This window comes from Rhodothermus marinus (assembly GCF_009936275.1).
In the GTDB taxonomy this organism is placed as follows: Bacteria; Bacteroidota; Rhodothermia; order Rhodothermales; family Rhodothermaceae; genus Rhodothermus; species Rhodothermus marinus_A.
Genome location: NZ_AP019797.1, coordinates 1,221,160 through 1,245,945 on the forward strand (window position 1 = coordinate 1,221,160; position 24,786 = coordinate 1,245,945).

Consider the following 24,786-nt stretch of genomic DNA (forward strand, 5'->3'; position numbering starts at 1 on the left):
ATCTGACTATGTTCGAAAGCCTTACCGAAAAATTAGAAGCAGCCCTGAAGTCCGTCTCGGGGCAGGGGCGCATCACCGAGCTGAACATTGCCGGGACGATGCGGGAGATCCGGCGCGCCCTGCTCGAGGCGGACGTCAACTATCAGGTGGCGCGGGAGTTCACCGAGCGCGTCAAGGAAAAGGCGCTCGGGACAAAGGTGCTGACGTCGGTTTCGCCGGGCCAGCAGCTCGTCAAGATCGTCTATGACGAACTGGTGCGGCTGCTGGGCTCGGAGCAGGTGGACATCAACCTGAGCCCGACGCCGCCGACAGTGATCCTGGTGGCCGGGCTGCAGGGATCGGGGAAGACCACGTTCTGCGCCAAGCTGGCGCTTTACTTTAAAAAGAAGGGCCGGGCGCCGCTGCTGGCGGCCGCCGACGTGTACCGTCCGGCCGCCGTCGAGCAGCTCAAAACGCTGGCCGCTTCGATCAACGTGCCCGTCTACTCCATCGAGGAGAACGGGCAGGTGGTGCAGGATGCCGTGCGCGTTGCCCGCGAGGCGGTGCAGGAGGCGCGTCGCACGGCCCGCGACATTGTGATCATCGACACGGCCGGCCGCCTGCACATCGACGAAGCGATGATGCAGGAGGTCGAGCAGATCAAAGAGGCCGTGCGGCCCCACGAGATCCTGTTTGTGGTCGACAGCATGACCGGCCAGGACGCCGTCAACACGGCCAAAGCCTTCAACGAGCGGCTGGACTTCGACGGCGTCGTGCTCACGAAGCTCGACGGCGACACGCGCGGCGGTGCGGCGCTTTCGATCCGTTCGGTCGTCAACAAACCGATCAAGTTCGCCTCGACGGGCGAAAAGCTCGATGCGCTCACGCCGTTCTACCCGGATCGCATGGCCCAGCGCATTCTGGGCATGGGCGATGTGATCTCGCTGGTCGAGCGCGCGCAGGAACAGTACGATGCCCGCCAGGCCGAAAAGCTGCACCGCAAGCTGCGCTCGGCCGACTTCGATCTGGAAGATTTCTACGAGCAGCTGCAGCGCATCAAAAAGATGGGCTCGCTGCGCGAGCTCATCGGCATGATCCCCGGCCTGGGGCGCTACGTCAAGGATCTGGACGTGGACGACGACGCCTTCAAGCACATCGAGGCGATGATTCTGTCGATGACGCCCGAAGAGCGGCGCAATCCGGACATCATCGATGCAAGTCGGCGTCGTCGGATTGCGCGGGGCAGCGGCATGGAGGTCAGTGACGTAAACCAGCTGCTCCGGCAGTTCAAGGAGATGCGCAAGATGATGAAGTCGATGTCCAAGCTGATGGGCAAGGGCCGGGCAGTCGATCTGCGGCAGTTGCTGGGTGGTAGACTGTAACCGAAGTTAAAGATAACCTCACGGAATAAACCAGGGAGCGATTACGGCCTATGGCGGTCAGACTACGTTTGCGTCGACTGGGTCGGAGGAATCTTCCGATTTTCGCCATTGTGGCGGCCGATGCGCGGTCGCCGCGGGATGGGCGTTTCATTGAAGATCTCGGGCGCTACTATCCGCTGCAAGAGCCGGCCACGGTCGAGTTGAAAGCCGACCGGGTGATCTACTGGCTGGAGCGGGGGGCGCAGCCGACCGAGACGGTGCAGAGCATTCTGCGGCGGGAGGGCATTCTGCTGGCCATGCACCTGCGCCGCAAAGGCAAGTCGGAGGAAGAGATCCAGCAGGCGGTGGCCGAGCACCGCGCCCTCCAGTACGAGAAGCTGATGAAGAAGGCGAAGCCGACCGTGGCGCAGCTGAAGCAGGCGGCGCTGGAAGAGGAGCGGCGGGCCGCCGAGCTGGAGGCGGAACTGGCCCGGCAGCAGGCCGAGGCGGAGGCGAAAGCCCGTGCCGAAACTGAGCAGCAGGCTGCGGCCGAGGCCACCGAAGCCGAAGCGGAAACGCCTGCCGAACCGGAAGCGGCAACCGAGGAGTCGGCGAGCGACGAAGAAGAAAAGGCGTCCTGAGTACGCCGTACAGTCGATCGTAGGGGTAGGGGAACACCATGGAGCGGGTAGATCCGGACGAGTTGCTGCTAATGGGCTATGTGGCCCGGGCGCATGGCGTCCGGGGTGCCTTCAAGGTGGTTCCCGAAACGGACGATCCCACGCGCTTTGAAACGCTGGAGACGATCTACGTCGGGCGTTCGCCGGAGACGGCCCGCCCGGTGCGTCTGGAGCGTGTGCAGTACCAGCCCACGCGACGCGGGCTGATCGTGCTGCTGCAGGTGGCCGAGGTCACCGATCGCGATGCGGCCCAGGCGCTCCGGGGGCTGCGGGTTTACGCCCGGCAGGCCGACCTGCCCCCGCTGGCCGAAGGGGAGTTCTTCCTGCACGATTTGATCGGGTTGCGGGTGGAGACTGAAGCGGGCGAGACCGTCGGTACCGTCATCGAAGTGCTGGAGATGCCCGCCCACCTGATCTATGTGGTGGGCCGTCCGGGCCGCCCCAATGCGATGGTGCCGGACGTCGAAGTCTTCGTGCGGGAGCTGGACCTTGAAGGCCGGCGGCTCGTTATACGCCCGATCGAAGGGTTGCTGGACTGAGGGGAGGCAAAACGGAGCAGCAAGCCGTGCGCATTGACATTGTGACGGCATTCCCCGATCTGGTCCGGGGGCCGCTGGAATACAGCATCATCCGGCGGGCGCGTGAGCGCGGGCTCGTGGACATCCGCGTGCACGACCTGCGCGACTACACCACGGACCGGCATCGGCAGATAGATGACTACCCCTACGGGGGCAGCGGAGGCATGGTGCTCAAGCCGGAGCCCATCTTTCGCTGCATCGAAGCCATCCAGGAAGAGGCGGCCCGCGAGGGACACAAGATCGATGAGGTCATCTATCTGACGCCCGACGGCCAGGTGTTCAACCAGGAGCTGGCCAATCGGCTGTCGCTCTGCCAGCACCTGGTATTGCTGGCCGGACACTACAAGGGCGTGGACCAGCGGGTGCGGGATGCTCTGGTCACGATGGAGCTGTCCATCGGTGACTACGTGCTCAGCGGTGGCGAGCTGCCGGCGCTGGTGGTGGTGGACGCCATCGTGCGCCTGATCCCAGGTGTGCTGGGCGATGCTGAGTCGGCGCTGACCGACTCGTTCCAGGACGGGCTGCTGGATGCGCCCGTCTATACGCGGCCGGCCGTCTTCCGCAGCATGGCCGTCCCCGAGGTGCTGCGTTCGGGCGATCACAAACGCATCGCCGCCTGGCGGGAGGAGCAGCGCCTGCTGAAGACGCGCCAGCGCCGTCCGGATCTGCTCGAAAAACTTGAATCGTCAACGACCCACGACGAATAAAACGGAGGATTCATCATGTCGGACGAACTGATTCGCCTGGTCGAGGCCACGCAGTTGCGGGACGACATCCCGGAGTTCGGTCCGGGCGATACGGTCAACGTGCACGTGCGCGTGGTGGAGGGCGACAAAGAGCGCATTCAGCAGTTCAAAGGCGTGGTCATCTCGATCCGTGGCAGTGGTGCCCGCAAGACCTTCACCGTGCGGAAGGTCTCCAACGGCGTAGGGGTGGAGCGCATCTTCCCGCTCTACTCGCCCAAGATCGCCAGGATCGAGGTGCTTCGCCGGGGACACGTGCGCCGGGCCAAGCTCTACTACCTGCGCCAGCGCTCCGGCAAATCGGCCCGCATCAAGGAGAAGCGCTACGTTGCGCCGGAAGAAGGACGGGAGTAAGGCTCCATGGAGCCCGTCCTCCGGGCCGGCGTTTAACACAACGACGAACGAGTTCCCGAACCGCCGACCGGAACGCCGGGCCGGCGGTTTTTATTGGCATCAACGCAAACTTTCCGGTGAAGCAGGGACGTTATGGTGCGACTGGCCATCTGGGATACATTACCGGCCGAGTTTTTCGTATCGGGGCTGACAGCAGGTAACGTGCAGCTGCCGGTAGCGCTCGAAGTGGAACGCTGCCCGGCTCCGGAGGCGCTAACGCGTCTCCTGAACGGCGACGTCGATGTGGCCCTGGTGCCTACGCTCGACGTGCTGCTGCACAACGATGAAGTCGATGCGCTACCAGCCGTGGCGCTTTCCTCCTGGAAGTACCCCTACGCACGGATCGTGCTGCGCCAGGGGTTTCTGCAGGTGAATTCGCTGGCGCTGGATCCGCGCTACGCGCAGGAGGCGTTCATCGCGCAGGTAGTGCTTCAGGAACACTACGGCCAGACACCCCAGCCGATCGCCTACGAGGGCGCCACGCGCGACGAGCTGCTGGGCGGCGAGGAGGATGCCTGTCTGCTGATCGGCAACGACGTGCCCGCCCTGCAGACCGGCGCGCTGACGCTCGATTTGGGCCAGGAGTGGTACGAACTGGCCAACTATCCGATGGTCTGGGGCCTGTTTGCCGTACGCAAGGGCGAGGGCAACCCGCTTCTGGTCAAAACGCTCCGCCGACTGGCGAAGGCGGCCGAAGCCCGACGGGAAGTCTGGGCGCAGACCCGCGAGATGACGCCCGAGCTGCACGAATATTTTCTCGAAAATCTGCGTCTTCGCTTTGACGATCTGGTCATGGCCAGCCTGACGGAATTCCGGGAATATCTGTTCTATTTCCAGATTACCGACGAAGTCCCGGACCTGCCCCTGTACACGATCCCGGAGGACGAGGAAGACGAAGAGGAGGACGAAGACGAGGTGCCCCTGCTCTGAACCCGACCCTGCCCGGTATGCCGGACAACATCAAGATCGTCGCCACCAACCGCAAGGCCCGCCACGAATACCACATCGAAGACACGCTCGAGGCGGGGCTGGTGCTGAAAGGCACCGAGGTCAAATCCCTCCGGGAGGGGCGGGTCAATCTGCAGGACGCCTACTGCACCGTCGAAAACGGCGAGATGTACCTGCTGAACTGTCACATCTCGCCCTATCGGAACACCGGGACGCACGACAACCACGATCCGCTCCGGCCCCGCAAACTCCTCATGCACAAACGCGAGATCGAACGCTGGGGGCAGGCCGCCCAACAGAAAGGCTACACGATCATCCCGCTGAAGATCTACTTCAAAAACGGCCGGGCCAAGGTGGAGATCGGACTGGCGCGGGGTAAGAAGCTCTACGACCGCCGCGCCGACATCGCCGAGCGGGAAGCCCGGCGTCGCCTGGAACGGGTACTCAAAAGTCGTCGAGGATAAACCTTCGGAAGTCCCATGCCGTCGTTCCCACCCGTCGAAGAACAGCTCCGGCAGATTCGCCGCGGCGTCGTCGAGATCATTCCGGAAGAGGAGCTGGTCCAGAAGCTGGAGCGCTCCTACCGCACCGGCAAGCCGCTGATCGTCAAGCTGGGCTGCGATCCCAGTAGGCCCGACCTGCACCTGGGCCATGCCGTCGTACTGCGCAAGCTCCGGCAGTTTCAGGACCTGGGCCATCAGGCCGTGCTGATCATCGGCGACTTCACGGCGATGATCGGCGACCCGACCGGCCGCTCCAAGACACGGCCGGCGCTGACGCTCGAAGAAACGCGGGCCAACGGCCGCACCTACTTCGAGCAGGCCGCCAAGATTCTCGATCCCGAGCGAACGATCATCCGCTACAACTCGGAGTGGCTCGGCCGGATGACCTTCCGGGACGTGATCGAACTGGCGGCCAAGTACACAGTGGCCCGCATGCTGGAGCGCGACGACTTCGAGAAGCGCTACAGGGCCGGCGAGCCGATCGGCATTCACGAATTCCTGTACCCGCTGGCCCAGGCCATGGACTCGGTGGAGATTCAGGCCGACGTGGAGCTGGGCGGCACCGACCAGCGCTTCAACCTGCTCGTGGGGCGCGACATCCAGCAGGCCTACGGCCAGGAGCCGCAGGTATGCCTGCTCATGCCGATCCTGGAGGGGACCGACGGCGTCGAGAAGATGTCGAAGTCGCTGGACAACTACATCGGGATCACCGAGCCGCCCGAGGAAATGTACGGCAAGGTGCTCTCGATCCCGGATCACCTCATCTATCGCTACTTCGAGCTGGCCACGGACATCCCCACCGAGGAGCTTCCGGCCAAAAAAGAATTCGCCGAGCGCGATCCGCGCAACGCCAAGCACGAGCTGGCCTGGACGATCGTGCGCATGTACCACGGCGAGGAGGCAGCCAACCGGGCGCGGGAGCATTTCGAGCGCACGATCATCCGGGGCGAGGCGCCCGAAGATCTGGAGCCGTTCCGTCCCACGCCGGACGAAGGCACGCGCATTGCGCTGGTCAACCTGATCGTGCAGGCTGAACTGGCGCCGTCCAAAAGCGAGGCCCGGCGGCTGATCCGGCAGGGGGCCGTCTCGATCGACGGCGAGCGCGTTACCGACGAGCACCTGGAGATTGACCTGGCGCAGCGGGCCCCCTTCGTGCTCAAGGTGGGCAAGCGCCGCTTTGCCCGGGTGGTGTGGGACGAGGCGCAGCAGCCGGCCTGACGAGGCTCAGGACTCCGGCGCGAAGCGGGCCTGCACGCGGGCGTCCATCTGTTCGACCTTTTCGATGAGGGCCTGCTTGTAGGCCACGACCCGCTGCAGCAATTCGGGGTCGCCCGTGGCGAGGATCTGTACGGCCAGCAGGCCGGCGTTGCGGGCCTGTCCGATGGCCACGGTGGCGACGGGCACGCCGCCAGGCATCTGCACGATCGACAGCAGCGAATCGAGTCCCTGCAGGTGACGGGTGGGGACGGGCACGCCGATCACGGGCAGCGGCGTGGCCGAAGCGATCATGCCGGGGAGATGGGCAGCACCGCCGGCCCCGGCGATGATCACCTTGAGGCCCCGGGTGTGGGCCGTGCGGGCGTATTCCAGCATGCGGTGCGGCGTGCGGTGGGCCGAGAGCACGCGAATTTCGTAGGGTACGCCGAATTCCTCGAGCACATGGGCGGCTTCTTCCATGACGGGCAGGTCCGATTCGCTACCCATCGCGATGCCGACCAGCGGTGTGGTGGAAGCAGGCATGGTGTCGGCAGGCTGGTTCAGAGATAACGGGCGATCAGGTCGGCGGCCGTTTCGGCGCGCCGGCGCACCTCTTCCGGGTCGCTACCGGTGGCCGTCACATGGCCCATCTTGCGGCCGGGACGCACCTGCATCTTGCCGTACAGGTGCACGGCCACACCGGGGATCCGGAGCGCTTCGGGCAGGCCGCGCAGGTCGATCCGATCGCTGCTGCGCCGGCCGAGGATGTTCACCATGACGGCTACGGGCTCCCGCAGTTCGGGCGAGCCCAGCGGCCAGTCGAGCACGGCGCGCACGTGGTTTTCGAACTGAGAGGTGTAGCACCCTTCGATCGTGTAGTGGCCGGTGTTGTGCGGGCGCGGCGCCAGCTCGTTGATCAGGATGCGTCCGTCGGCCAGCTCGAACAGCTCCACGGCCGTGATGCCGATGCCGCCGACGGCCTCGACGGCGGCGCGGGCCACACGCCGGGCCTCTTCGGCCACGGCCGGATCGATCTCGGCGGGCGCCTGAACCAGATAGCAGCGGTGATCCTCCTGTTTCGTGTAGACGACCGGGTAGATCACTTCTTCGCCGCTCGGGCTCCGGGCCACCAGCACGGCCAGCTCGCGCACGAACGGCGCCCAGGCCTCGACGAGCAGGCCGTCTTCCTGGGCCAGCTGCGCCCAGCCGGTCTTCAGCGCTTCGGGCGAGCGGGCCGTGAAGTTGCCGTAGCCGTCGTAGGAGCCCCGGTATCGCTTGAGCATTACCGGATAGCCGAACCGTTCGGCCGCCGCCAGCGCTTCTTCCAGCGTGGCGCAGCAGGCAAACGCGGGCAGTGGCAGGCCGGCCTCGGCCAGCACACGCTTCTGACGTCCCTTGTCGCGGATGATCCGGACAGTTTCGGCCTTCGGCCAGAGTGCGGTGCCTTCGGGCAGCACCGGCTCCAGCACATCGGCCGGGGCCCACTCGCTTTCGACGGTCACCACCGTGCAGCCCTCGGCAAAGCGACGCAGCACGTCCGGGTCTTTCCAGTCGCCCACGATCACCTCGCCCAGCCCTTCGGCCGGACCGGCCGGCTTCGGCACCAGAAACCGCACGCGCAATCCCATACGGATCGCCGCCAGGGCCGTCATGCGGCCGAGCTGACCGCCGCCCAGAATTCCGATGACCGGAGTATGCACCACCTTCAGACGTTCTACGCTTCCGAGAATTTCCCCAAACGGCCCTGGCAAAATACAAGGCCCGGCGCCCCGGGTGCAATGGCGAACTCTGCAAAAGGATGCGAAAAAGCGCAGCTTCAGCGCTGGTAGCGGTTCGAGAAATGGTTGCAAGGCGGCTCGGAGGCGGCTATTTTGGGGAAAACCTGTCTATGCGGATGATGCGCAAGCCGCTGCTGAAAGTCCTGATCGGAGCACTCGGGCTGTTGCTCGTGCTGATCGTCGTGCTGCTGGTGCGGGCCTGGCGGGTTGGTCAGCAGGTTGAATCGACTGAAAATCTGGAGCCGCTGGCGGTCTCGCTCGATGCGGAGGCGCTGGCGCAGCGGCTGGCCGGTGCACTCCGGTTTCCCACCGTATCCAATCAGGATCCGGCGCGCATCGACAGCAGTGCGTTTCGGGCACTGCACACCTATCTGAAAGAAAATTTTCCCCGGGTGCACGCCCATCTCCGTCGGGAGATCATCGGTGGGCTGAGCCTGCTCTACACCTGGCCCGGACAGGACACGACGCTGCCGGCTGTGGTCTTTATGGGCCATCAGGACGTCGTGCCGATTGCCACGCCGGAGGCCTGGACACACCCGCCGTTCGGCGGCGTGGTGGCCGACGGGTTCGTCTGGGGGCGCGGGGCGCTGGACGACAAGATCAGCGTGCTGGGCGTGCTGGAGGCGGTCGAGCACCTGCTGGCCGACGGGTTTCGGCCTGTGCGAACGATCTACCTGGCTTTCGGGCACGACGAGGAAGTGGGCGGATGGCACGGCGCCCGGCAGATCGCCGAGCTGCTGGCGGCACGGGGCGTCCGGCTGATCGCCGTCGTGGACGAAGGCGGCTTCGTGGTGGACGGCGTCATTCCGGGTATGAACCGACCGGTGGCGCTGGTGGGCGTGGCCGAGAAGGGCTACGTGAGCCTGGAGCTGACGGCTACAGCGCCGGGTGGACATTCCTCGACGCCGCCCGCGCAGACGGCCATCGGGACGCTCAGCCGGGCCATCGTGACGCTGGAGGACAACCCCTTTCCGGCACGACTCGACGGACCCACCCGGGGACTGCTGGAGCGGCTGGCGCCTTACGCCACCTTCGGAGCGCGCGTGGTGCTGGCCAACCTGTGGCTTTTCGGACCGGTGGTGAAATGGATGCTGGCCCGCTCGCCGGCCGGCAACGCCAGCCTGCGCACGACAACCGCGCCGACCATCTTTGCGGCGGGCGTCAAAGAAAACGTGCTGCCGACGCAGGCCCGGGCCGTGGTAAACTTCCGGATCTACCCGGGCGAGACGGTCGAAAGCGTGGAGCAGCGCGTGCGGACACTGCTCGAAGACCTGCCGGTGCAGGTGCGCCGGCTCGAAGAGACGGCCACCGACCCGTCGCCGGTCTCCGATTTCGAGGGCGAGGCGTTCCGGCGGGTGGTGGCCGCCATCCGACAGGCACGGGCCGACGCGCCGCCTATCGTGGCGCCCTATCTGGTGCCGGGCGCCACAGACGCCCGCTACTTCACGGCACTGAGCCCGAACGTGTATCGGTTCATCGGCGCGCAGATCACGCCCGAACTGCTCGCCACCATCCACGGGGTGGACGAACGCGTTGCGGTGGACGAATACGTGCAGGCCGTCCGCACCTACTACGCGTTGATCCGCGCGCTGAGCGGTCCCTGAGGCTCAGTAGAGCCACATGTCGAACGTCCGGCGCCAGCGCTGCGTGACCGGATGGCGCGCGCCCAGCAGCGTGAAGATCGCCACACCGGCCTTGCGGGCCCCGTCGTCGTCATAGTAGCGGTCTTTGCGGAGCACGTCGATCAGCCGCTCGACGGCCGTGTCGAAGTCCTTGCGGGCCAGCGCTTCGATGGCCTGGCGGTAGAAGTCGCGTCCCGGGCCTTCCGGCAACGATTCGGGTTGATCCTTCAGGCGAAGCAGCCGGGCGATGGTACGGATGCCTTCGATCTGCTGCAGGTAGGCGGCTTCGGCGATGTCCAGGTTCTCCAGCAGCCGCTCCGCTTCGTCCGGATCGTCAAAGACCCGGATGCGGGCCAGCAGCACGCGTGCTTTGTCGTTGCCGGGATCGGCCGCCAGCAGCTTCCGAAGCAGCGGTTCGGCTTCGGCGAGTTTTCCTTCGTCCAGGAGCTGTTCGATCTGCTCCAGTTGCGCCCGGTTTTCGTCCGGCAACACCTCGGCCAGCCACTGTTCGATGGCATACTCCGGCAGGGCACCTACGAACTCGCCCACGACCTCGCCGTTCACGAACAGCTTCACGGCCGGGATGCCCCGGACGCCGTATTGCATGGCCAGCTCCGGATGTTCGTCCGTGTTGACCTTCACCAGCTTCCACTTGCCGGCGTATTTCTGCGCCAGGCGTTCGAGCACGGGGCCCAGAATCTGGCAGGGGCCGCACCAGGGCGCCCAGAAATCCACCAGGACGGGCATCCGATAGCTGGCTTCCAGAACGTCTCGCTGAAAATCCGTTACTTCATAAACCGTCGCGTTCGTACCTTGCATCGTTCCACCGGGTTGGTTTTTTCCGGAAAACAACCGGCGCCGAGCGCCGACAAGATTCAGACCATCCACGGAAGTATGCCATGCTGACAGTACGTAGCGTTTTTCTGATCAGTCTGCTGATCGTTCCGGCCTGCACACCGAATTCATCCCCGCCTGCAGAGGCTTATGATCCGGCATCCGACTCGCTCCGCTTTCCGGGCGAGGTACACCTGCGCAACATCCGACAGCTGACCTTCGGTGGCAACAACGCCGAGGCCTACTGGAGCTACGACGACCGCTACCTGGTCTTTCAGAGCGACTGGGCGGCCATCAATCCACAGGGCTGTGACCAGATCTTTCTGATGCGGGCCGATGGCAGGCCGCTCGCCAACGGCGAGCGCTATCGGCTGCTTTCGACCGGGAAAGGCCGCACCACGTGCGCCTACTTTCTGCCGGACGGGCGTGTGCTCTACGCTTCGACGCACGCGGCCGGCCCTGAATGCCCACCCGTGCAGCGCACGGCCGAAGGGCGCTACGTCTGGCCCGTCTACGACACCTACGACATTTACATAACCGACACGACGGGCGCGGAGCCCGAGCTGCTCATCGGCGGGCCCGGCTACGACGCCGAGGCGACCGTCTCGCCGGACGGCCGCTACGTGGTCTTCACCTCCAGCCGGACGGGCGACCTGGAACTCTGGCGCTACGACCTGCAGACGGGCGAGCTGCTACAGCTCACGCACGAGCTGGGCTACGACGGTGGGGCCTTCTTCTCACCGGACGGAAGCAGGATCGTCTGGCGGGCCAGCCGCCCCACCGGCGAGGCGGCCGAGCGCTACCGGCGGCTGCTGGCACAGGGGCTCGTCGAACCGACCGACATGGATCTGTTCGTGGCCGATGCCGACGGAAGCAACCCGCGTCGGGTAATCCAGCTACCCGGTTCGCAATGGGCGCCGTACTTTCACCCCGACGGCGAGCGGATCATCTTCGCCTCGAACCACCACACCGAGGGCGGGCGGCTGTTCGATCTGTTTCTGATTCGGCTGGACGGCACCGGCCTGGAGCAGATCACCCATTCGGGTACGTTCGACGCGTTTCCGATGTTTTCGCGCGACGGCAAGCGGCTCGTTTTCGCTTCGAACCGCAATGCCCGGGGGGAGCCCTCGCGTGAGACGAACATTTTCGTGGCGGACTGGGTCGAACATCCGGAGCCTGTGGACCTGAACTTCGGCCGCGAATGATGCTGCGCTGGTTGCGACGCCATGCTGAGCCGGTTTCCTGGGCGTCTGCCTGCCGACGGGCCGTCCGGGGCGCCGCCTATCTGGACCGGGTCGATCCCGGCTGGTACCGGCACGTCGATCTGGATCGGCTGGAGCTGGCCGACGGCGCGCGGTGCGTGCTGGGCCAGCGCTACGGGGCGTTCTTTCCGGGATTGACGCGGGCCGGCCTGTTGAACCTGAGCAGCGCGCCGCTGGGAAGCCTTTCGCCTGTCGATTATGGCTTTCTGTGCGTGCAGGGCGTGGACGAAGCGACGCAGGCGCGCGACTATGCATTGCTCAACCGCGCCTGGCGCCGGGAAATCCGGCGGCGACGCCGGCGCGATGCGTCAGCGGCGGCGCAGGATCTGCCGGAGTTCGCGGGCGCGGCGCACGAGCGCGAGCCCGATGCCGCCGCTCATCAGTAGAAAGCCGAGCCAGACCAGGTTGATCAGCGGCTTTTCGTAGGCCTGCACGACGATCCAGTCGTCGGGCATCACCTCGACGCCTTCGATGGCCAGCGTGATCTCGCCGGAGCTGACGTTCATGCCCGTGAACGTCACGGCCAGGTTCCAGTCGCGCACGCGCGTCTGGATGTACTGCACCGAGCGATCGGCACGCACCAGATAGACGGGCCGGAGCGTGCGCGTCTCCTGCGTCTGCAGGTTCGTCAGGTGCAGTACGGCCGCCACTGCGATGGCCGTACTGTCGGGGAGCAGGGAGGGATCGACCTGCGTGTCGAAGCCCACGAAGCGGAGGGCGAACTCCTGGCGGCCGAGCACGACCGAATCGCCGCGGGCCAGCACCAGCTCGCCGCCGTTCTCCGAAAAAGTCGAATCCTGCTCGAACATCTCGGCGGGCGAGACGGCCACGAACAGGTCTTTCCAGAGCCCCAGTTTGATGTCGGGATGCAGGATCCACTCGCCCCGCCGGTTCTGGTAGGCGACGGGCTCGAGCGTAAAGGTGCGGCCGTCGGGTGCGGTGAACGACAGGCGGTAGAACGCATGGCCTTCCGGTGTGAAGCCGCGCCCTTCGTAGCGCACCTCGTAGCCGCCCACGCGGCGGGCCTCCTCGCGCACGAGCACGAAGTTGGTGCGCTCGTCGTCGCGCAGGGCCGGGGGAACGTCCCGGTGGGGGAGGGGCAGGCTGAAGCCGCTGGAGGCCACCACGCCCAGCAGCATCACGCCCAGGCCAATGTGCGAAAGCGCGCCGCCGGCCAGACGCGGGTTGCCCCGGGCGATGCGCCAGAGCACCTGTAGATTTCCGAAGAAGGCGAAAAACGCCGCAAAAACGAGCAGCAAGAGCAGCAGGCTGAAGCCGTAGGCCTGCCAGAGCTGCGTCAGACCGCCCAGCACGCCGGCCTGCGCCATCGGGCTGCCTGAAGCGGCGATGGGGGGACGCACCGTGTATTCGACGAACGGTGTCAGGAGCAGCACGGCCAGCGTGGCTACGACCGAGAGCGCCAGCGGTCGCAGCAACAGCCGGTGCGCCATCTCGATGTCCATCTTGTGCCACCAGATGAGCTGGGCCGCGCCCATCAGGAACGTGAAGACCACGGCCAGCGGAAGCGTCCACTGGTTGTAGAACGAGGTGGCGACGCTGGCCGGGTTGTCTCGGAACAGCTTGCCCAGGATGGGCGCGCTCGTGCCCACCAGGATCACCAGGGCGGTGACGGTCAGCAGCAGCGCCCCGACGAAGATCAGCGCTTCCCGCGAGAGCAGCGGTGGCTCTTCGGCCGGGGCCGGAAGCTCCCGGTAACGCACAAGCAGCAGGCCGCCGCCCAGCAGCGTCATGGCGGCGATCCACACTACGAGCTGATTGTGCAGGCCCAGATCGACGAACGAGTGCACGGAGAGATCCCCCAGAATGCCGCTGCGCGTCAGGAACGTCGAGTAGATCACCAGCACGTAGCTGATCAGGCTCAGCACGAGGGCCATGCGGTAGCCGCGGCCGCTGCGCCGCTGGATGAGCATGGCGTGCAGGGCTGCCGCACCCGTCAGCCAGGGCACGAACGAGGAATTTTCCACGGGATCCCAGGCCCAGTAGCCGCCGAACGAGAGCGTCTCGTACGCCCAGTAGCCGCCCAGCAGGATGCCCAGGCCCAGCACGAGCACGGCGAAAAGCATCCAGGGCATGGCCACGCGGATCCAGTCGCGGTAGCGCCGCTGCCAGAGGGCGGCCACAGCCAGCGCAAACGGCGCCACCATGGCCGCGAAGCCCACGAACAGCGTCGGCGGATGGGCTGTCATCCAGGGGTTCATCAGCAGGTCGTTGAGGCCGTTGCCGTCGGCCGGCACGAAGGCGGGATTCTGGCGGAAGATCGGCGCGTCCGGAAAGCGTTCGACGAGAAGCTGGAAGGGCGAGGAGCCGATCGCCAGGGGCCCCAGCTTCAACCCCACGATCATCGACAGCAGAAACGCCTGGCTGAGTGCCACGACGGCCATGGCCGGCGCTTCGAAGCGCCCCGACCAGCGCATGAGCCCGAAGCCGATCAGACCCGTATAGAGAATCCAGAGCAGAAACGAGCCTTCCTGTCCGGCCCAGAACGAAGAAATCAGGTAGTGCAGCGGAAGGTCGCGCGACGAGTACTGATAGACGTAGGCGTACTGAAACTGGTGCGTTAGGATCAGATAGAGGAGTACGGCGGAAGCCACCCCCGTGGCCCCGAACATCACGCCCCAGCTTCCCCGAGCCAGGCGGAGCCAGTCGAACGCTTCGCGCCGGCGGGCGGCCTGCAGATACGCCAGCCCGGCCAGCAGGCACGCCACGAAAGCCGACAGGACGGCCAGTTGTCCCAGAACCCCTGCCATGATCGCTGCTTGATTGCCCCGGAAGTCTCCAGAGCAGAAAGGCATTGCGTCGAAGGGGTTCCGAAAGAGCGGCTTTCCCGGCCGATTTGCCGCCCTGATTCACCAGATTTTTCTTGCCGGTCTTAATCGCTGATTCACTGATGCATGATGGCACCTCCATTTGCCCAACATGATCTGACGAACAGACTGGGCGGACACAGTGGTCCGCCCCTACGGGATAGGGAAAACGTCAAGGATCTGGTAGGGGCGCACCGAAGTGTGCGCCCGTGCTTTCTCACTATGATTTCCCGGAAATCGTCTTACTTCACCGCATACACGGCAATCTGCTGAACGCCTTCGTCTGTGGCCGTGAGGGCATAGCCGGTCCCCTGACGGATCAGGTAGAAATAGGCCACGCGGTCCAGGCGGAGTTTGCGCCGGAGCTGTCCATCCGGGCCGAAGACCCAGTATTCGGTCTGTCCGCTTTCGACGGATTCCGGCGTATTGACCGCTACCCAGATCTGTCCCTGATCGTCTACGATCAGGTCTTGAAACGCCGATAAGTGCTTCGGTGCAATGCGGCGATTGCGGGCGATGGCTTCTGGATTCGTGACTCCGATTTCCTGCAGGTAAGCTTCCAGCATGGCGTCGGAGATGGGGACGCGGGGTATATCCTGGCGGATCAGCAGCTGAGGCGGACCGTTGCGCGGCTTGCGATACACTTCCAGCCGTTCGGTGTAGCCGTAGACGAACTGATCGTCCGGCGTGAGCGCGATCACCGGGCGCGGGCCCAGCGGGACAAGATCGACCCGCACGCCGCCTTCCATGTACTCCACATGCCGCGGGGTGTCGGGTAGTTCGAGCACCGGGGCACCGAGTGTGCCGTCGGGGTTCAGCGGACGGACGGTCACGATCGGGCGGGCTGCCTGGGTCGGATCGGCAAAAGGACGGGTTGTCAGAATGAAGACCTGGCTGTCGGCGGCAACCCACAGGCCACGGGCGCCTAGCAATAGATCGGCGCTCACGGTAGGTTCTTCTTCCTGGGCTTGAATCGACAGCGTGCCCAGGAGGGTGCCGTCCAGGGAGAATCGGGTCAGGCGTCGCGTCTCGACGTCCAGTGTGTAGAGTTGATTGTGCCGGATCACCATGGCGGCCAGTGCCTGAAACTCCCCCGGTCCCATGCCCGGTTGGCCGATCTGTCGAAGATAGGTGCCCGTTTCGGAAAAGACATGCACGCATCGGTTCACCGGGTCGGCCACATACAGGCGACCGTCGTGGTCGAGTGCCAGGCCCAGGATTGCACCGACGCGTTCATTTTCGAGCAGGCGCTGCGGCGTCAGAACCGGCTGCGCAACCGCCGAAGTCAGTAGCAGCACCTGCAGCCATCCTGTGAGCAAGCCAACTCGGTACATCGTGATCAAAACTTATTACTGGTTGTGTTAGGTATTTTCTCCGGGCCGGTTTCGGGCGAAACCGGCCCGGAGGGTTTGTTTCAGGAATTACGGTCACTACTGCGGCCGGGAAAGGCACTCACAATCGCCTCCGCTGGCACTGCATGGACCATCACAGGTGCAACAGCTTTTCTTTTTGAATATCAAAAAACCAACGGAAGAACAGCACTCGTTTGTCAGTAGACATGATGTAGAGAATTTGGCGTTCAGTGCTGCGTAGGTAGCAAGGAGTGGGTAAATAGGAGTTTCTTTAGCAGGTGCTTGTGGGGAAAATGCCAGGAAGCCCAGCACCATGGCAACGGAGAGCAGTAACCCTTTCATGACCCACCTCCTTAAAGATTGGCGGTTCGCACCCGATTGGCCCCGGGCCGGCTGTCGGGGGTGCGGGCCGGACGACCGACCTCGCACCCCTAATTAACACACACACACACACAGTTTGTCAAGAGGGGCTTCGGGAAGCAATGGCTCAAATTTTCAGAACATATGGGCACTATGGCGCACCCGGTGAAGGGCGCCGAGACTGAAAGCGTTAGGGAGAACTGGATGGAGTCGAAATGGCCGGCGAAAAGGGCGAGCCGGCAACGCGGAGTGCGTTTCGCTGCCATGGATCGACGTGTCGGGGGTGGGGTGCGGCCGGCAAGGGGACGGGTGTTTGAAAGGGCCGGGACGGAGCGTCAGCGCCGGATCGTTACCACGGTATCCTGCGAGGCGTAGATCAGCGAGTCGCGCACGTAAAGCATTCCAGCCCACTCCGGAAACGGAATCGTGAACCGGTACGTGCCTGTCTGCGCGTCATACACATCGATCTGGTAAAAGGTCTTGTCCGCGTTGCGGCCCTTGTACAGGTACACATACTGCCGATCGACGGAGGTTGCGTATGTTGAGGAGGGAGCACTTCGATCTACCCATTGTGCGCTGCCGCGCTGGACCAGCTTCGGGATCGGGACAGGCTCGATCGTGGTGCGGTAGTATTTCAGGTCGCCGTTCGGCCGAAAGGCCGCGATCCAGCCGATCCGCCGGGGCGTGTACACAAAGAAGCTATCGACACCGGTAATCAGGCCGTCCAGTAGCAGGCTCACGGTCTCCTGTCTTTCCAGAAACTCCCCGAAGCGATCCAGATAGACCAGCCGATACCTGCCGTCCCGGCTTTCCAGTCGATAGAGTTCAAACAGGGCGTCGTGGTAGGGATCGAGCGGCTCCACGGCCAGCAGTTGCCCGGACAGCAGGGCCAGGTGGTAAGGGCGACGTTTCGGCTGCAGGGAGGCCAGGAGGCGCCCATCGGGGGCAAACAGCCAGATACGGCTGTTCTCGCGTCGCACACGTAAACCCGGCCCTCGCTATCCACTTCGAAGTCACTGACCATGGCAAATTCGCCCGGCCCCTGTCCGGGGCCGCGTCCGTAGCGCTGCAGGATCTGCCTGGTCTGTGGGGCGAAGCGGACCACCTGCGAGGCGCCCCGGTCGAAAACGAACCGTCCGGTCCCGGCCGCACAAAGTCCGGGTTGTTGAGGAACGTTTCGGGGCGGTCGCCCAGCACCCGGAGTCGTTCGAAGGTGATTTCCGGGAAAAGGCGCTCGGTTCGGTCCTGCGGTTGTGGTGGCGGAAGGCGATCGGAAAGCCGAGCTTCGGAGGGGCCCTTGGAGGAGGTCAGCAGCGCCAGGGCAAGTCCGCCGCCGAGTAGCAGGATGACTACGACCGGGGCTCGAAAAAACCGACGCATGGCTGCCGGAGATCGGACGTTCGTGCCCGGAAAGGTCCCGGGAAAATTAATCGGGCGTCCTGCTTTGTTCAGGGCTTCAGATGCAGTTGTTACAATTGCTTAAGCCAGAGTGTCCCGCCAGAATGAGGGATGCAGTCCGAACCGGTATTTACTTTTCTGGAGAACAGACGGTATCACCCTGCAGCCGGTATGCCAGGAGGGCGACTTCGTTGATCAGGTAGAGCCGGTCCCGGTAGAAGGTGAACGACGAACCACCACGGGGGAGCTGCATGCTGTAGCAGTAGCGGCCGTCCTGTCGGTGATAGATGTCGAGGACGGCGCGATAGCGCCCGTCGGCCGGTATCAGGCCCAGCACGGCGAACGTCTCCGGGTGTGGCCCCGGAGCGATGTCGTACGATACGAAGCGATGCCGTGGGGTCAGGCGCAGGCCGCCTTCCGGCGTGCGTTCGGGTTGAGGGAAGGGAACGGGATCGATGCCGGTCCGCGAGAAGCGCACGCGGCCGTCCCAGCCGAACGAGGCGACCCAGCCTGCACGAACCGCCGTGTAGTAAAAGCCCTCTTGATCCCCCATCAATAAGCCGTCGAAGGCAATCCAGCGAGGGACCTGGTCAGCCGCCAGTTGTCCGAAAAAGCCGAGCGGGTGGCCGTCACGGAACAGGGCGAAGGCACCCTCGCGCCGTGGCGAGAGCGGAAAGAGCACGTAACGCCGTCCGTCAGGCGAGATGGCCAGCCGGCTGGCGGGAAAAGGTAGCATCCAGAGCGTATCGAGCGCTCCATCTACTGCAAAGACGGTCACCCGGGCCGTGGTGGCGTCCAGCACCCAGACGCGGCCCTGCGCATCGACCGCGAAGTCGATCGGGTGGCTGAATTCACCCGGCCCCTGTCCTTCGCCCTGGCCTATGATGCGTTGCAGCTGGCCGTCCGGAGTGAAAACCCGGAGTCGCATGTCGCCGTAGTCCATCACATAGACGCGTCCGTCCGGCCCGACTTCCACTTGGCTAGGATGGAGCAGTTCGGGTTCGTCCACTTGCCACAGCAACTCCCACTGCACAGAGCGGTAGGTGCGGTCAGAAGGTGAAAGGAAAGCAGCGGCAAAGAGGCACAGCAGTATCCCCTTTGCCGCTGCACGCGTCCAGATGGGTAGGCCCTTCATTGACCTTTCAATCAGGCTTTCAAAAACTTACTCCATAATAATGTTTGCCTTTGTGTAGCACATTCCGCCTTGTGGTGGAGAGTAACAATTTACACCTCCGCCTACACATCCCGCCTCTTTACAGAACCCTCCATTCGTAGCACACAAGGCTTTCGATGAATTGCCGGACAGGAAAAGGCTACCGCCCAGAAGACCGCCAGCAATGGACGAGATCAACAGCAACCGTCTCATGACCCACCTCCTTTGAGATTGGCGGTTCGCACCCGATTGGCCCCAGGCCGGCCGTCGGGGGTGCGGGCCGGACGACCGACCACGCACCCCTAATTAACACACACACACACACACAGTTTGTCAAGAGGGGCTTCGGGAAGCAACGGCTCAAATTTTCAGAACATATGGGCACTATGGCGCACCCGGTGAAGGCGCCGAGACTGAAAGCATTAGGGAGAACTGGATGTAGTCGAGATGGCCGGCGAGGAAAGCAATCCGGACGCAACGCGGAGTGCGTTTCTCTACCATAGTATCGACGTGTCGGGGGTGGGGTGCGGCCGGCAAGGGGACGGGTGTTTGAAAGGGCCGGGATGGAACGCCGACGCCGGGTCGTCACCTTGTGGCTTACTACCAGCGGATACTTGCCTGTAGTCAGGCACGAAGCGAAGCGGCGTGCCGTCAGGAAAAAGCGCCACTTCGGCGGACGCCTTCGTGGCGTACTACAAGCGGTCCTGTCGGGTCGAAGTACTGAAAAACGTTGCGCTGTCTGAGAACATGCTTCTGCGAAAGCACACGTCTTTAAGCCACGGCACGGTTTGCCGATTTTTCAAGGAAAGGGTTGTGCAAGTGAGCGATCTCGTTGTATCTTTAAGGCCACGATGCGGCACGTTGCGTATCATAGCGCCCACTATTTTGGCTGGTGGTGGTTTAGCACCGCCGCGGTGGGCCGCGCACGTGCCTGAAATCGTGCATTCCGTAGTGAAATCAGTCGGCCCACCGCAAGCTTCGCGGTGGGCTTTTTTCGTTAGGTGCCATGACGTTCGAGCGCTTTCAGGCATTGATCGACACGCACCGGTCGACCGGCCATACGCACCTGTTCGTGCCGGTCTTCCGGCGGCTGGGGGCCGACCTGCTCACGCCCGTGTCGGCCTTTCTGAAACTGCGCGGGCACGAGCCCGGCGCCTTCCTGCTTGAAAGCGTCGAAGGCGGCGAAAAGCTCGGCCGCTACTCGTTCCTGGGCGTGCGGCCCTACCTGACCGTGGAGGTGCGCGACGGACAGGTGACGCTGCAACGGGCGGGTGCCGCGCCCGAGACAAGTCCGGACGACTTCTTCGCGACCATGCGGCAATTGCTCCGTCGGTACCACCCGGTGCAGGTGCCCGAACTGCCGCGCTTCACGGGCGGGGCCGTGGGCTACCTGGGCTACGACATGATCCGACAGCTGGAGCGTCTGCCCGCCCCGCCGCCCGACGACCTGGGGCTGCCCGACGCCCGCTGGAACTTCTACGACACGGTGGTGGCCTTCGACCACGTGCGGCACCAGCTCGTGCTCATGGCGGGCGTCTTCGTGGCACCCGACACCGACCTGCGTGCGGCCTACGACGAGGCCGTCGCCCGTCTGGACGCGCTCACCGACACCCTTTCGCACGCGCCGCTGGAGGCCCCCGAGCCGGTCTCGCTCCCCGAGACGCCGCTCACGTCGAACTTCACGCGGGAGGATTTCTGCCGGGCGGTCTGCCGCGCCAAAGACTACATCTACGAAGGCGATATTTTCCAGGTGGTGCTCTCCCAGCGGTTTGCCACGCCGTACGCGGGCGACCGCTTCAATCTGTACCGGGCGCTCCGCCAGGTCAATCCGTCGCCCTACCTGTTCTATATCGATTTCGGCGACCTGGCGCTGATCGGTTCGTCGCCCGAGGTGCTCGTGCGCGTCGAGCACGGCCGGGCCGAGGTGCTGCCCATTGCGGGCACGCGGCCGCGCGGCCGCACGCCCGAAGAGGATCGGGCGCTGGAGGCTGAGCTGGAAGCCGACCCCAAGGAACAGGCCGAGCACCTGATGCTCGTCGATCTGGGCCGCAACGACCTGGGGCGTGTATGCCGCTTCGGGACGGTTCAGGTGGAGCGTTTCGCGTTCGTCGTGCGCTACTCGCACGTGATGCACCTGGTGTCGCTCGTGGCCGGCGAACTCGATCCGCGCTACGACGCGCTCGATGCGCTGGCGGCGTGCTTTCCGGCCGGCACCGTCAGCGGCGCGCCCAAGGTGCGGGCCATGGAGATCATCGACGAGCTGGAGCCCACGCGGCGCGGCGTCTATGCCGGGGCGGTGGGCTACATGGATTTTTCGGGCAATCTGGACACCTGCATTGCCATCCGCACCATGGTGGTTCGCAACGGCACGATCTACGTCCAGGCCGGGGCGGGCATCGTGGCCGACAGCGACCCCGAACGCGAGTACGAGGAAACCGTTAACAAGGCCCGGGCGCTGGTCGAGGCCATGCGCGTCGCCGCGTCCGGTTTGCTTTAAAAACCAACCCCGAACCGACCATGGCTTCGCTGAAAGAACTGATCTTCAACAAAGGCGGGATCGGGAAGTCGCTCTCCCGCCAGGAAACCGTCGAGCGGATCAACCCGCTCATCCGCGAGCACATTGCGCTCAATCATCAGCACGACTACGTGATCCGTACGATCGGCGATGCCGAGATCGCCGAGCGGCTGGAGCAGTTTCAGAAGATCGCCCGCGTGGACGTCGGCAAGCTGGCCGAGGTGGTCTTCAGCGCGGGCGGCACGGCCTACAGCGGCGTCGATATGGAGCCGGACGACTTCAACCTGGGCACCGATCCGGCCGAGATGATCCACCGCCTGCTGGAGGCCGAGCGGCGCTTTCTGCAGCGCGTGAACGATGAGCTCAAGCTCAACCATCAGATCCGCACGAAAGCCGTGCTGAACCTGGTACGTCAGCACAGCGAGGAGCGCCTGCGTTACCTGCAGGAAGTAGCCCGACGCTACCCGAAACCAGCGACCCTGGCGACGTCATGAGTACGGCAACGACGGCAACGGCCCCGCAGACGGCGCAGCCGGCCGGTGCGGCCACCCGGACCATCGTGGTTTCGGGCATCCAGCCGTCCGGCGAGCTGCACCTGGGCAACTACTTCGGGGCGATTCGCCAGCATCTGGAGCTGCACGAGCGGTACGAATCGTACTTCTTCATCGTCAACTACCACGCGTTGACGACCATTCACGACCGGGAGGCGCTGCGGCGCTACACGTTCGAAGCGGCCGTCACCTACCTGGCCCTGGGCTTCAATCCCGAAAAGGCCGCGCTCTTCGTGCAGAGCGACGTGCCCGAGGTGACCGAGCTGGCCTGGATCTTCTACAACCTGGTGCCGGTCTCCACGCTCGAAAAGGGCGTGGCCTACAAGGACAAGGTGGCCCAGGGCCTGCCGGCCAATGCCGGGCTCTTCAACTACCCTGTGCTGCAGGCGGCCGACATCCTGATCTACGGGGGCACGCTCGTGCCCGTCGGCGCCGACCAGAAGCAGAACATCGAGATATGCCGCGACATCGCGCAGCGCTTCAACCGGACGTTCTGCCCGCCGGATCGGCCGCTGTTCCCCATTCCGGAGCCGCTCATCCGGGAAGAGGTGGCCGTGGTGCCGGGCATTGATGGCCGGAAAATGTCGAAAAGCTACGGCAACACGATCGGCATCTTCGACGAGGGCAAGACGCTGCGCAAGAAGGTGATGTCGATCGTGACCGACTCGACGCCGCTCGAGGCGCCGAAGGATCCGGATCGCTGTAACGTGTTTGCGCTGATCAAGCTGTTCGCCGACGAAGAAACGCGCAACCGGATCGCCGAAGCCTACCGGCGGGGTGGCTACGGCTACGGCGACGCCAAGAAGGAGCTGATCCGGCTCATCGACGAGCACTTTGCCGAGGCGCGTGAGCGGCGGCGCGAGCTGCTGAAGCATCCGGACTACGTGATAGACGTGCTGCGCGAGGGGGCCCGCAAGGGCCGCCGGCGGGCGCAGGAGATGATGGAGCAGGTGCGGGATCTGGTCGGGCTGAACTACGCCACCTATCGTCCGGAGGCGTCATGATTCTGGTGATCGACAACTACGATTCGTTTACCTACAACCTGGTGCATCTGCTGGGGCGGCACACGCAGGATCTGCGCGTGGTGCGCAACGATGCGGTCACGCTCGACGAGGTGCGGGCCCTGCAGCCCGAGGCGATCCTGATCTCGCCGGGACCGGGGCGTCCGGCCGAGGCGGGCATCACGGAAGCCGTCATTGCCGAACTGGGACCGACCACGCCGATCCTGGGCGTGTGCCTGGGCCATCAGGCGATCGGAGAGGTCTTCGGCGGGCGTGTGGTGCATGCCCCTTCGCTCATGCACGGCAAGACGAGCCGCATCTTCCACATCGGGATCGGAATCTTCGAGGGAGCGGCACAGGGCTTCACGGCCACGCGCTACCACTCGCTGGTGGTCGATCGCGACACGCTGCCCGACGTGCTGGAGATCACGGCCTGGACCGAGGACGGGGTGATCATGGGGCTGCGCCACCGGCACTATCCGATCGAAGGCGTGCAGTTTCACCCGGAAAGCGTGCTCACCACTGAAGGGCCGCGCCTGATCACGAACTGGCTGCGCCAGGTGAAGGCATGGCATCAGGCCCGTGCGACATCGATCCCGCAAACGCAACGATAGACCGCCATGCAACCCTACCTGACCGCGCTGGCCGAGGGCCGCACGCTGACGCAGGAAGAGGCCGAGGCGGCCATGCACCTGATGATGCGGGGCGAGGCGTCGCCCGAGCAGATCGCCGGCCTGCTCATGGGGCTGCGCGCGCGGGGTGAGACGCTCGACGAGCTGGTGGGCTTTACGCGCGTCATGCGCCAGTACGCCGTGCCCGTGCGCGTGGACGATCCGCATGCAATCGACCTGTGCGGTACGGGTGGCGACCGCTCCGGCACGTTCAACATCTCGACGGCCGCCGCCTTCGTGTGCGCCGGAGCCGGCGTGACCGTGGTCAAGCACGGCAACCGGTCGGTTTCGTCGCAGGCCGGCTCGGCCGACGTGCTCGAAGCGCTGGGCGTGGCGATCGATCTGGGGGCGGAGGGGGTCGAGCGCTGCCTGGAGGAAGTGGGCATTGCCTTCGCCTTTGCACCGCGTTTCCATCCGGCCATGCGCCACGTGATGCCGGTGCGTCGGGCGCTGGGCGTGCGGACGTTTTTCAACATCCTGGGGCCGCTCTGCAACCCGGCCGGCGTGCGGCGCCAGCTCGTGGGGGCGTTCCGGCCCGACGTGGCGGCCACGATGGCGGCCATCCTGGCCCGGCTCGGCGCCGAGCACGTGGTGACCGTCCATGCCGAAGACGGGCTCGATGAGCTGTCGCTTTCGGCGCCCACGGCCACCTACGAGTACCGGCGGGGCGACGAGGCGCCCCGGGCCGGACGCGTCGAACCGGAAGCGCTCGGACTGCCCCGCGTGCCGCTGGAGCAGTTGCGCGGGGGTGACGCCGAAGCCAACGCCCGCCTGCTGCGCCGCGTGCTCGAAGGCGAGGCCGGTCCGCACCGCGACGTGGTGCTGCTGAATGCAACCTACGCGCTCTACGTGAGCGGTCGTTTCGGCGACGATCTCGAGGCGTGTCTGGAAGCCGCCCGCGAAAGCATCGACAGCGGCGCGGCCCTGGCACGCCTGGAGCAGCTGGTCGAAGTGTCGAACCGGGTGGCCCGTGAGGCTGCCCGCCAACCTGCCGCTTAGTGCCATGGATCGCGCGATGCACCATGCGACCACGGAGCCCGGCCCGTTAGGCCGACGCACCTGCTACGATGAACGATTTAGCA

Annotated in this window: 23 protein-coding genes; 16 read left to right on the plus strand and 7 right to left on the minus strand. The window is 64.8% G+C overall.

Annotated features, from left to right (window positions below):
* Positions 1–8: 8 nt before the first annotated feature.
* From ffh to tyrS, 8 genes are all read left to right on the plus strand, one after another.
* Entirely contained in the window at positions 9–1,361 is a 1,353-nt protein-coding gene (ffh, locus tag GYH26_RS05380; protein ID WP_161540782.1) for a signal recognition particle protein, read from the plus strand.
* A 50-nt stretch (positions 1,362–1,411) separates the two neighbouring features.
* Complete coding sequence (gene rpsP / locus GYH26_RS15645; RefSeq protein ID WP_161540783.1) at positions 1,412–1,981, plus strand: 30S ribosomal protein S16; 570 nt, start codon at positions 1,412–1,414, stop codon at positions 1,979–1,981.
* Between the two features lie 38 nt (positions 1,982–2,019).
* A complete protein-coding gene (gene rimM / locus GYH26_RS05390; protein WP_161540784.1) occupies positions 2,020–2,559 on the plus strand; it encodes a ribosome maturation factor RimM in 540 nt (179 codons plus the stop codon).
* Positions 2,560–2,585: 26 nt separating this feature from the next.
* Positions 2,586–3,305: a tRNA (guanosine(37)-N1)-methyltransferase TrmD gene (gene trmD, locus GYH26_RS05395; RefSeq protein WP_161540785.1), complete on the plus strand. Its 720-nt coding sequence runs from the start codon at positions 2,586–2,588 to the stop codon at positions 3,303–3,305.
* A gap of 15 nt (positions 3,306–3,320) precedes the next feature.
* A complete protein-coding gene (rplS, locus tag GYH26_RS05400) occupies positions 3,321–3,695 on the plus strand; it encodes a 50S ribosomal protein L19 (RefSeq protein ID WP_161540786.1) in 375 nt (124 codons plus the stop codon).
* Between the two features lie 132 nt (positions 3,696–3,827).
* The gene (locus GYH26_RS05405; RefSeq protein ID WP_161540787.1) at positions 3,828–4,664 is read left to right on the plus strand and encodes an MqnA/MqnD/SBP family protein; all 837 of its coding nucleotides are present in this window, start codon (positions 3,828–3,830) and stop codon (positions 4,662–4,664) included.
* A gap of 17 nt (positions 4,665–4,681) precedes the next feature.
* Complete coding sequence (smpB, locus tag GYH26_RS05410) at positions 4,682–5,146, plus strand: SsrA-binding protein SmpB (RefSeq protein ID WP_014067405.1); 465 nt, start codon at positions 4,682–4,684, stop codon at positions 5,144–5,146.
* A 15-nt stretch (positions 5,147–5,161) separates the two neighbouring features.
* Positions 5,162–6,403 carry a tyrosine--tRNA ligase gene (tyrS, locus tag GYH26_RS05415; protein ID WP_014067404.1) on the plus strand — a complete coding sequence of 414 codons (1,242 nt, stop codon included), beginning with the start codon at positions 5,162–5,164 and terminating at the stop codon, positions 6,401–6,403.
* Positions 6,404–6,409: 6 nt separating this feature from the next.
* Here tyrS and purE read toward each other — a convergent pair whose 3' ends face one another.
* On the minus strand, positions 6,410–6,925 hold the full coding sequence (gene purE / locus GYH26_RS05420) for a 5-(carboxyamino)imidazole ribonucleotide mutase (RefSeq protein WP_014067403.1): 516 nt from the start codon (positions 6,923–6,925) through the stop codon (positions 6,410–6,412).
* 17 nt (positions 6,926–6,942) lie between these two features.
* A complete protein-coding gene (locus GYH26_RS05425; RefSeq protein ID WP_161540788.1) occupies positions 6,943–8,082 on the minus strand; it encodes a 5-(carboxyamino)imidazole ribonucleotide synthase in 1,140 nt (379 codons plus the stop codon).
* A 194-nt stretch (positions 8,083–8,276) separates the two neighbouring features.
* On the opposite strand from GYH26_RS05425, the gene GYH26_RS05430 reads away from it, so the two are divergent.
* Positions 8,277–9,764 (plus strand): M20 family peptidase, encoded by a 1,488-nt coding sequence (locus GYH26_RS05430; RefSeq protein ID WP_242006607.1) that lies wholly within the window; start codon positions 8,277–8,279, stop codon positions 9,762–9,764.
* 3 nt (positions 9,765–9,767) lie between these two features.
* Here the strand turns inward: GYH26_RS05430 and trxA are convergent, their stop codons facing one another.
* Complete coding sequence (trxA, locus tag GYH26_RS05435; RefSeq protein WP_161540790.1) at positions 9,768–10,601, minus strand: thioredoxin; 834 nt, start codon at positions 10,599–10,601, stop codon at positions 9,768–9,770.
* Between the two features lie 80 nt (positions 10,602–10,681).
* Between trxA and GYH26_RS05440 the strand changes: the two genes are divergently transcribed.
* The gene (locus GYH26_RS05440) at positions 10,682–11,821 is read left to right on the plus strand and encodes a TolB family protein (RefSeq protein WP_161540791.1); all 1,140 of its coding nucleotides are present in this window, start codon (positions 10,682–10,684) and stop codon (positions 11,819–11,821) included.
* Positions 11,818–12,264: a hypothetical protein gene (locus GYH26_RS05445; RefSeq protein ID WP_014067396.1), complete on the plus strand. Its 447-nt coding sequence runs from the start codon at positions 11,818–11,820 to the stop codon at positions 12,262–12,264. The genes GYH26_RS05440 and GYH26_RS05445 overlap by 4 nt, the downstream gene beginning before the upstream one ends.
* Here the strand turns inward: GYH26_RS05445 and ccsA are convergent.
* The 4 genes from ccsA to GYH26_RS05465 form a co-directional block, all read right to left on the minus strand.
* On the minus strand, positions 12,187–14,646 hold the full coding sequence (gene ccsA / locus GYH26_RS05450) for a cytochrome c biogenesis protein CcsA (RefSeq protein ID WP_161540792.1): 2,460 nt from the start codon (positions 14,644–14,646) through the stop codon (positions 12,187–12,189). The two genes, GYH26_RS05445 and ccsA, sit on opposite strands and share 78 nt — an antisense overlap.
* Before the next feature lie 299 nt (positions 14,647–14,945).
* Positions 14,946–16,037, minus strand: coding sequence for a 6-bladed beta-propeller (locus tag GYH26_RS05455; RefSeq protein ID WP_014067394.1), 1,092 nt, complete (start codon positions 16,035–16,037; stop codon positions 14,946–14,948).
* Positions 16,038–16,750: 713 nt separating this feature from the next.
* Positions 16,751–17,395 carry a hypothetical protein gene (locus GYH26_RS05460; RefSeq protein WP_161540793.1) on the minus strand — a complete coding sequence of 215 codons (645 nt, stop codon included), beginning with the start codon at positions 17,393–17,395 and terminating at the stop codon, positions 16,751–16,753.
* Positions 17,396–17,943: 548 nt separating this feature from the next.
* Entirely contained in the window at positions 17,944–18,948 is a 1,005-nt protein-coding gene (locus GYH26_RS05465; protein ID WP_161540794.1) for a 6-bladed beta-propeller, read from the minus strand.
* 1,024 nt (positions 18,949–19,972) lie between these two features.
* Here GYH26_RS05465 and trpE point away from each other — a divergent pair.
* Genes trpE through trpD form a run of 5 tightly spaced genes read left to right on the plus strand, consistent with a single transcriptional unit; the run spans position 19,973 to position 24,703 of the window.
* Positions 19,973–21,463 carry an anthranilate synthase component I gene (trpE, locus tag GYH26_RS05470; protein WP_014067393.1) on the plus strand — a complete coding sequence of 497 codons (1,491 nt, stop codon included), beginning with the start codon at positions 19,973–19,975 and terminating at the stop codon, positions 21,461–21,463.
* A gap of 20 nt (positions 21,464–21,483) precedes the next feature.
* Positions 21,484–21,975 carry a hypothetical protein gene (locus GYH26_RS05475; protein ID WP_161540795.1) on the plus strand — a complete coding sequence of 164 codons (492 nt, stop codon included), beginning with the start codon at positions 21,484–21,486 and terminating at the stop codon, positions 21,973–21,975.
* Complete coding sequence (trpS, locus tag GYH26_RS05480) at positions 21,972–23,036, plus strand: tryptophan--tRNA ligase (protein ID WP_242006608.1); 1,065 nt, start codon at positions 21,972–21,974, stop codon at positions 23,034–23,036. Before GYH26_RS05475 ends, trpS begins: the two co-directional genes overlap by 4 nt.
* Complete coding sequence (locus tag GYH26_RS05485) at positions 23,033–23,647, plus strand: anthranilate synthase component II (protein WP_161540796.1); 615 nt, start codon at positions 23,033–23,035, stop codon at positions 23,645–23,647. The genes trpS and GYH26_RS05485 overlap by 4 nt, the downstream gene beginning before the upstream one ends.
* A gap of 6 nt (positions 23,648–23,653) precedes the next feature.
* Positions 23,654–24,703, plus strand: coding sequence for an anthranilate phosphoribosyltransferase (trpD, locus tag GYH26_RS05490; protein ID WP_161540797.1), 1,050 nt, complete (start codon positions 23,654–23,656; stop codon positions 24,701–24,703).
* Positions 24,704–24,786: the final 83 nt, after the last annotated feature.

Bases quoted from the DNA above. Each gene is read 5' to 3' on its own strand.
- rpsP (WP_161540783.1), top strand. From the start codon at position 1,412: ATGGCGGTCAGACTACGTTTGCGTCGACTGGGTCGGAGGAATCTTCCG.
- trpE (WP_014067393.1), top strand. From the start codon at position 19,973: ATGACGTTCGAGCGCTTTCAGGCATTGATCGACACGCACCGGTCGACC.
- tyrS (WP_014067404.1), top strand. From the start codon at position 5,162: ATGCCGTCGTTCCCACCCGTCGAAGAACAGCTCCGGCAGATTCGCCGC.
- smpB (WP_014067405.1), top strand. From the start codon at position 4,682: ATGCCGGACAACATCAAGATCGTCGCCACCAACCGCAAGGCCCGCCAC.
- purE (WP_014067403.1), bottom strand. From the start codon at position 6,925: ATGCCTGCTTCCACCACACCGCTGGTCGGCATCGCGATGGGTAGCGAA.
- trxA (WP_161540790.1), bottom strand. From the start codon at position 10,601: ATGCAAGGTACGAACGCGACGGTTTATGAAGTAACGGATTTTCAGCGA.
- GYH26_RS05455 (WP_014067394.1), bottom strand. From the start codon at position 16,037: ATGTACCGAGTTGGCTTGCTCACAGGATGGCTGCAGGTGCTGCTACTG.
- GYH26_RS05440 (WP_161540791.1), top strand. From the start codon at position 10,682: ATGCTGACAGTACGTAGCGTTTTTCTGATCAGTCTGCTGATCGTTCCG.
- GYH26_RS05405 (WP_161540787.1), top strand. From the start codon at position 3,828: ATGGTGCGACTGGCCATCTGGGATACATTACCGGCCGAGTTTTTCGTA.
- GYH26_RS05445 (WP_014067396.1), top strand. From the start codon at position 11,818: ATGATGCTGCGCTGGTTGCGACGCCATGCTGAGCCGGTTTCCTGGGCG.
- rplS (WP_161540786.1), top strand. From the start codon at position 3,321: ATGTCGGACGAACTGATTCGCCTGGTCGAGGCCACGCAGTTGCGGGAC.
- GYH26_RS05475 (WP_161540795.1), top strand. From the start codon at position 21,484: ATGGCTTCGCTGAAAGAACTGATCTTCAACAAAGGCGGGATCGGGAAG.
- trpS (WP_242006608.1), top strand. From the start codon at position 21,972: ATGAGTACGGCAACGACGGCAACGGCCCCGCAGACGGCGCAGCCGGCC.
- trpD (WP_161540797.1), top strand. From the start codon at position 23,654: ATGCAACCCTACCTGACCGCGCTGGCCGAGGGCCGCACGCTGACGCAG.
- rimM (WP_161540784.1), top strand. From the start codon at position 2,020: ATGGAGCGGGTAGATCCGGACGAGTTGCTGCTAATGGGCTATGTGGCC.
- ccsA (WP_161540792.1), bottom strand. From the start codon at position 14,646: ATGGCAGGGGTTCTGGGACAACTGGCCGTCCTGTCGGCTTTCGTGGCG.
- GYH26_RS05485 (WP_161540796.1), top strand. From the start codon at position 23,033: ATGATTCTGGTGATCGACAACTACGATTCGTTTACCTACAACCTGGTG.
- GYH26_RS05465 (WP_161540794.1), bottom strand. From the start codon at position 18,948: ATGAAGGGCCTACCCATCTGGACGCGTGCAGCGGCAAAGGGGATACTG.
- ffh (WP_161540782.1), top strand. From the start codon at position 9: ATGTTCGAAAGCCTTACCGAAAAATTAGAAGCAGCCCTGAAGTCCGTC.
- GYH26_RS05430 (WP_242006607.1), top strand. From the start codon at position 8,277: ATGATGCGCAAGCCGCTGCTGAAAGTCCTGATCGGAGCACTCGGGCTG.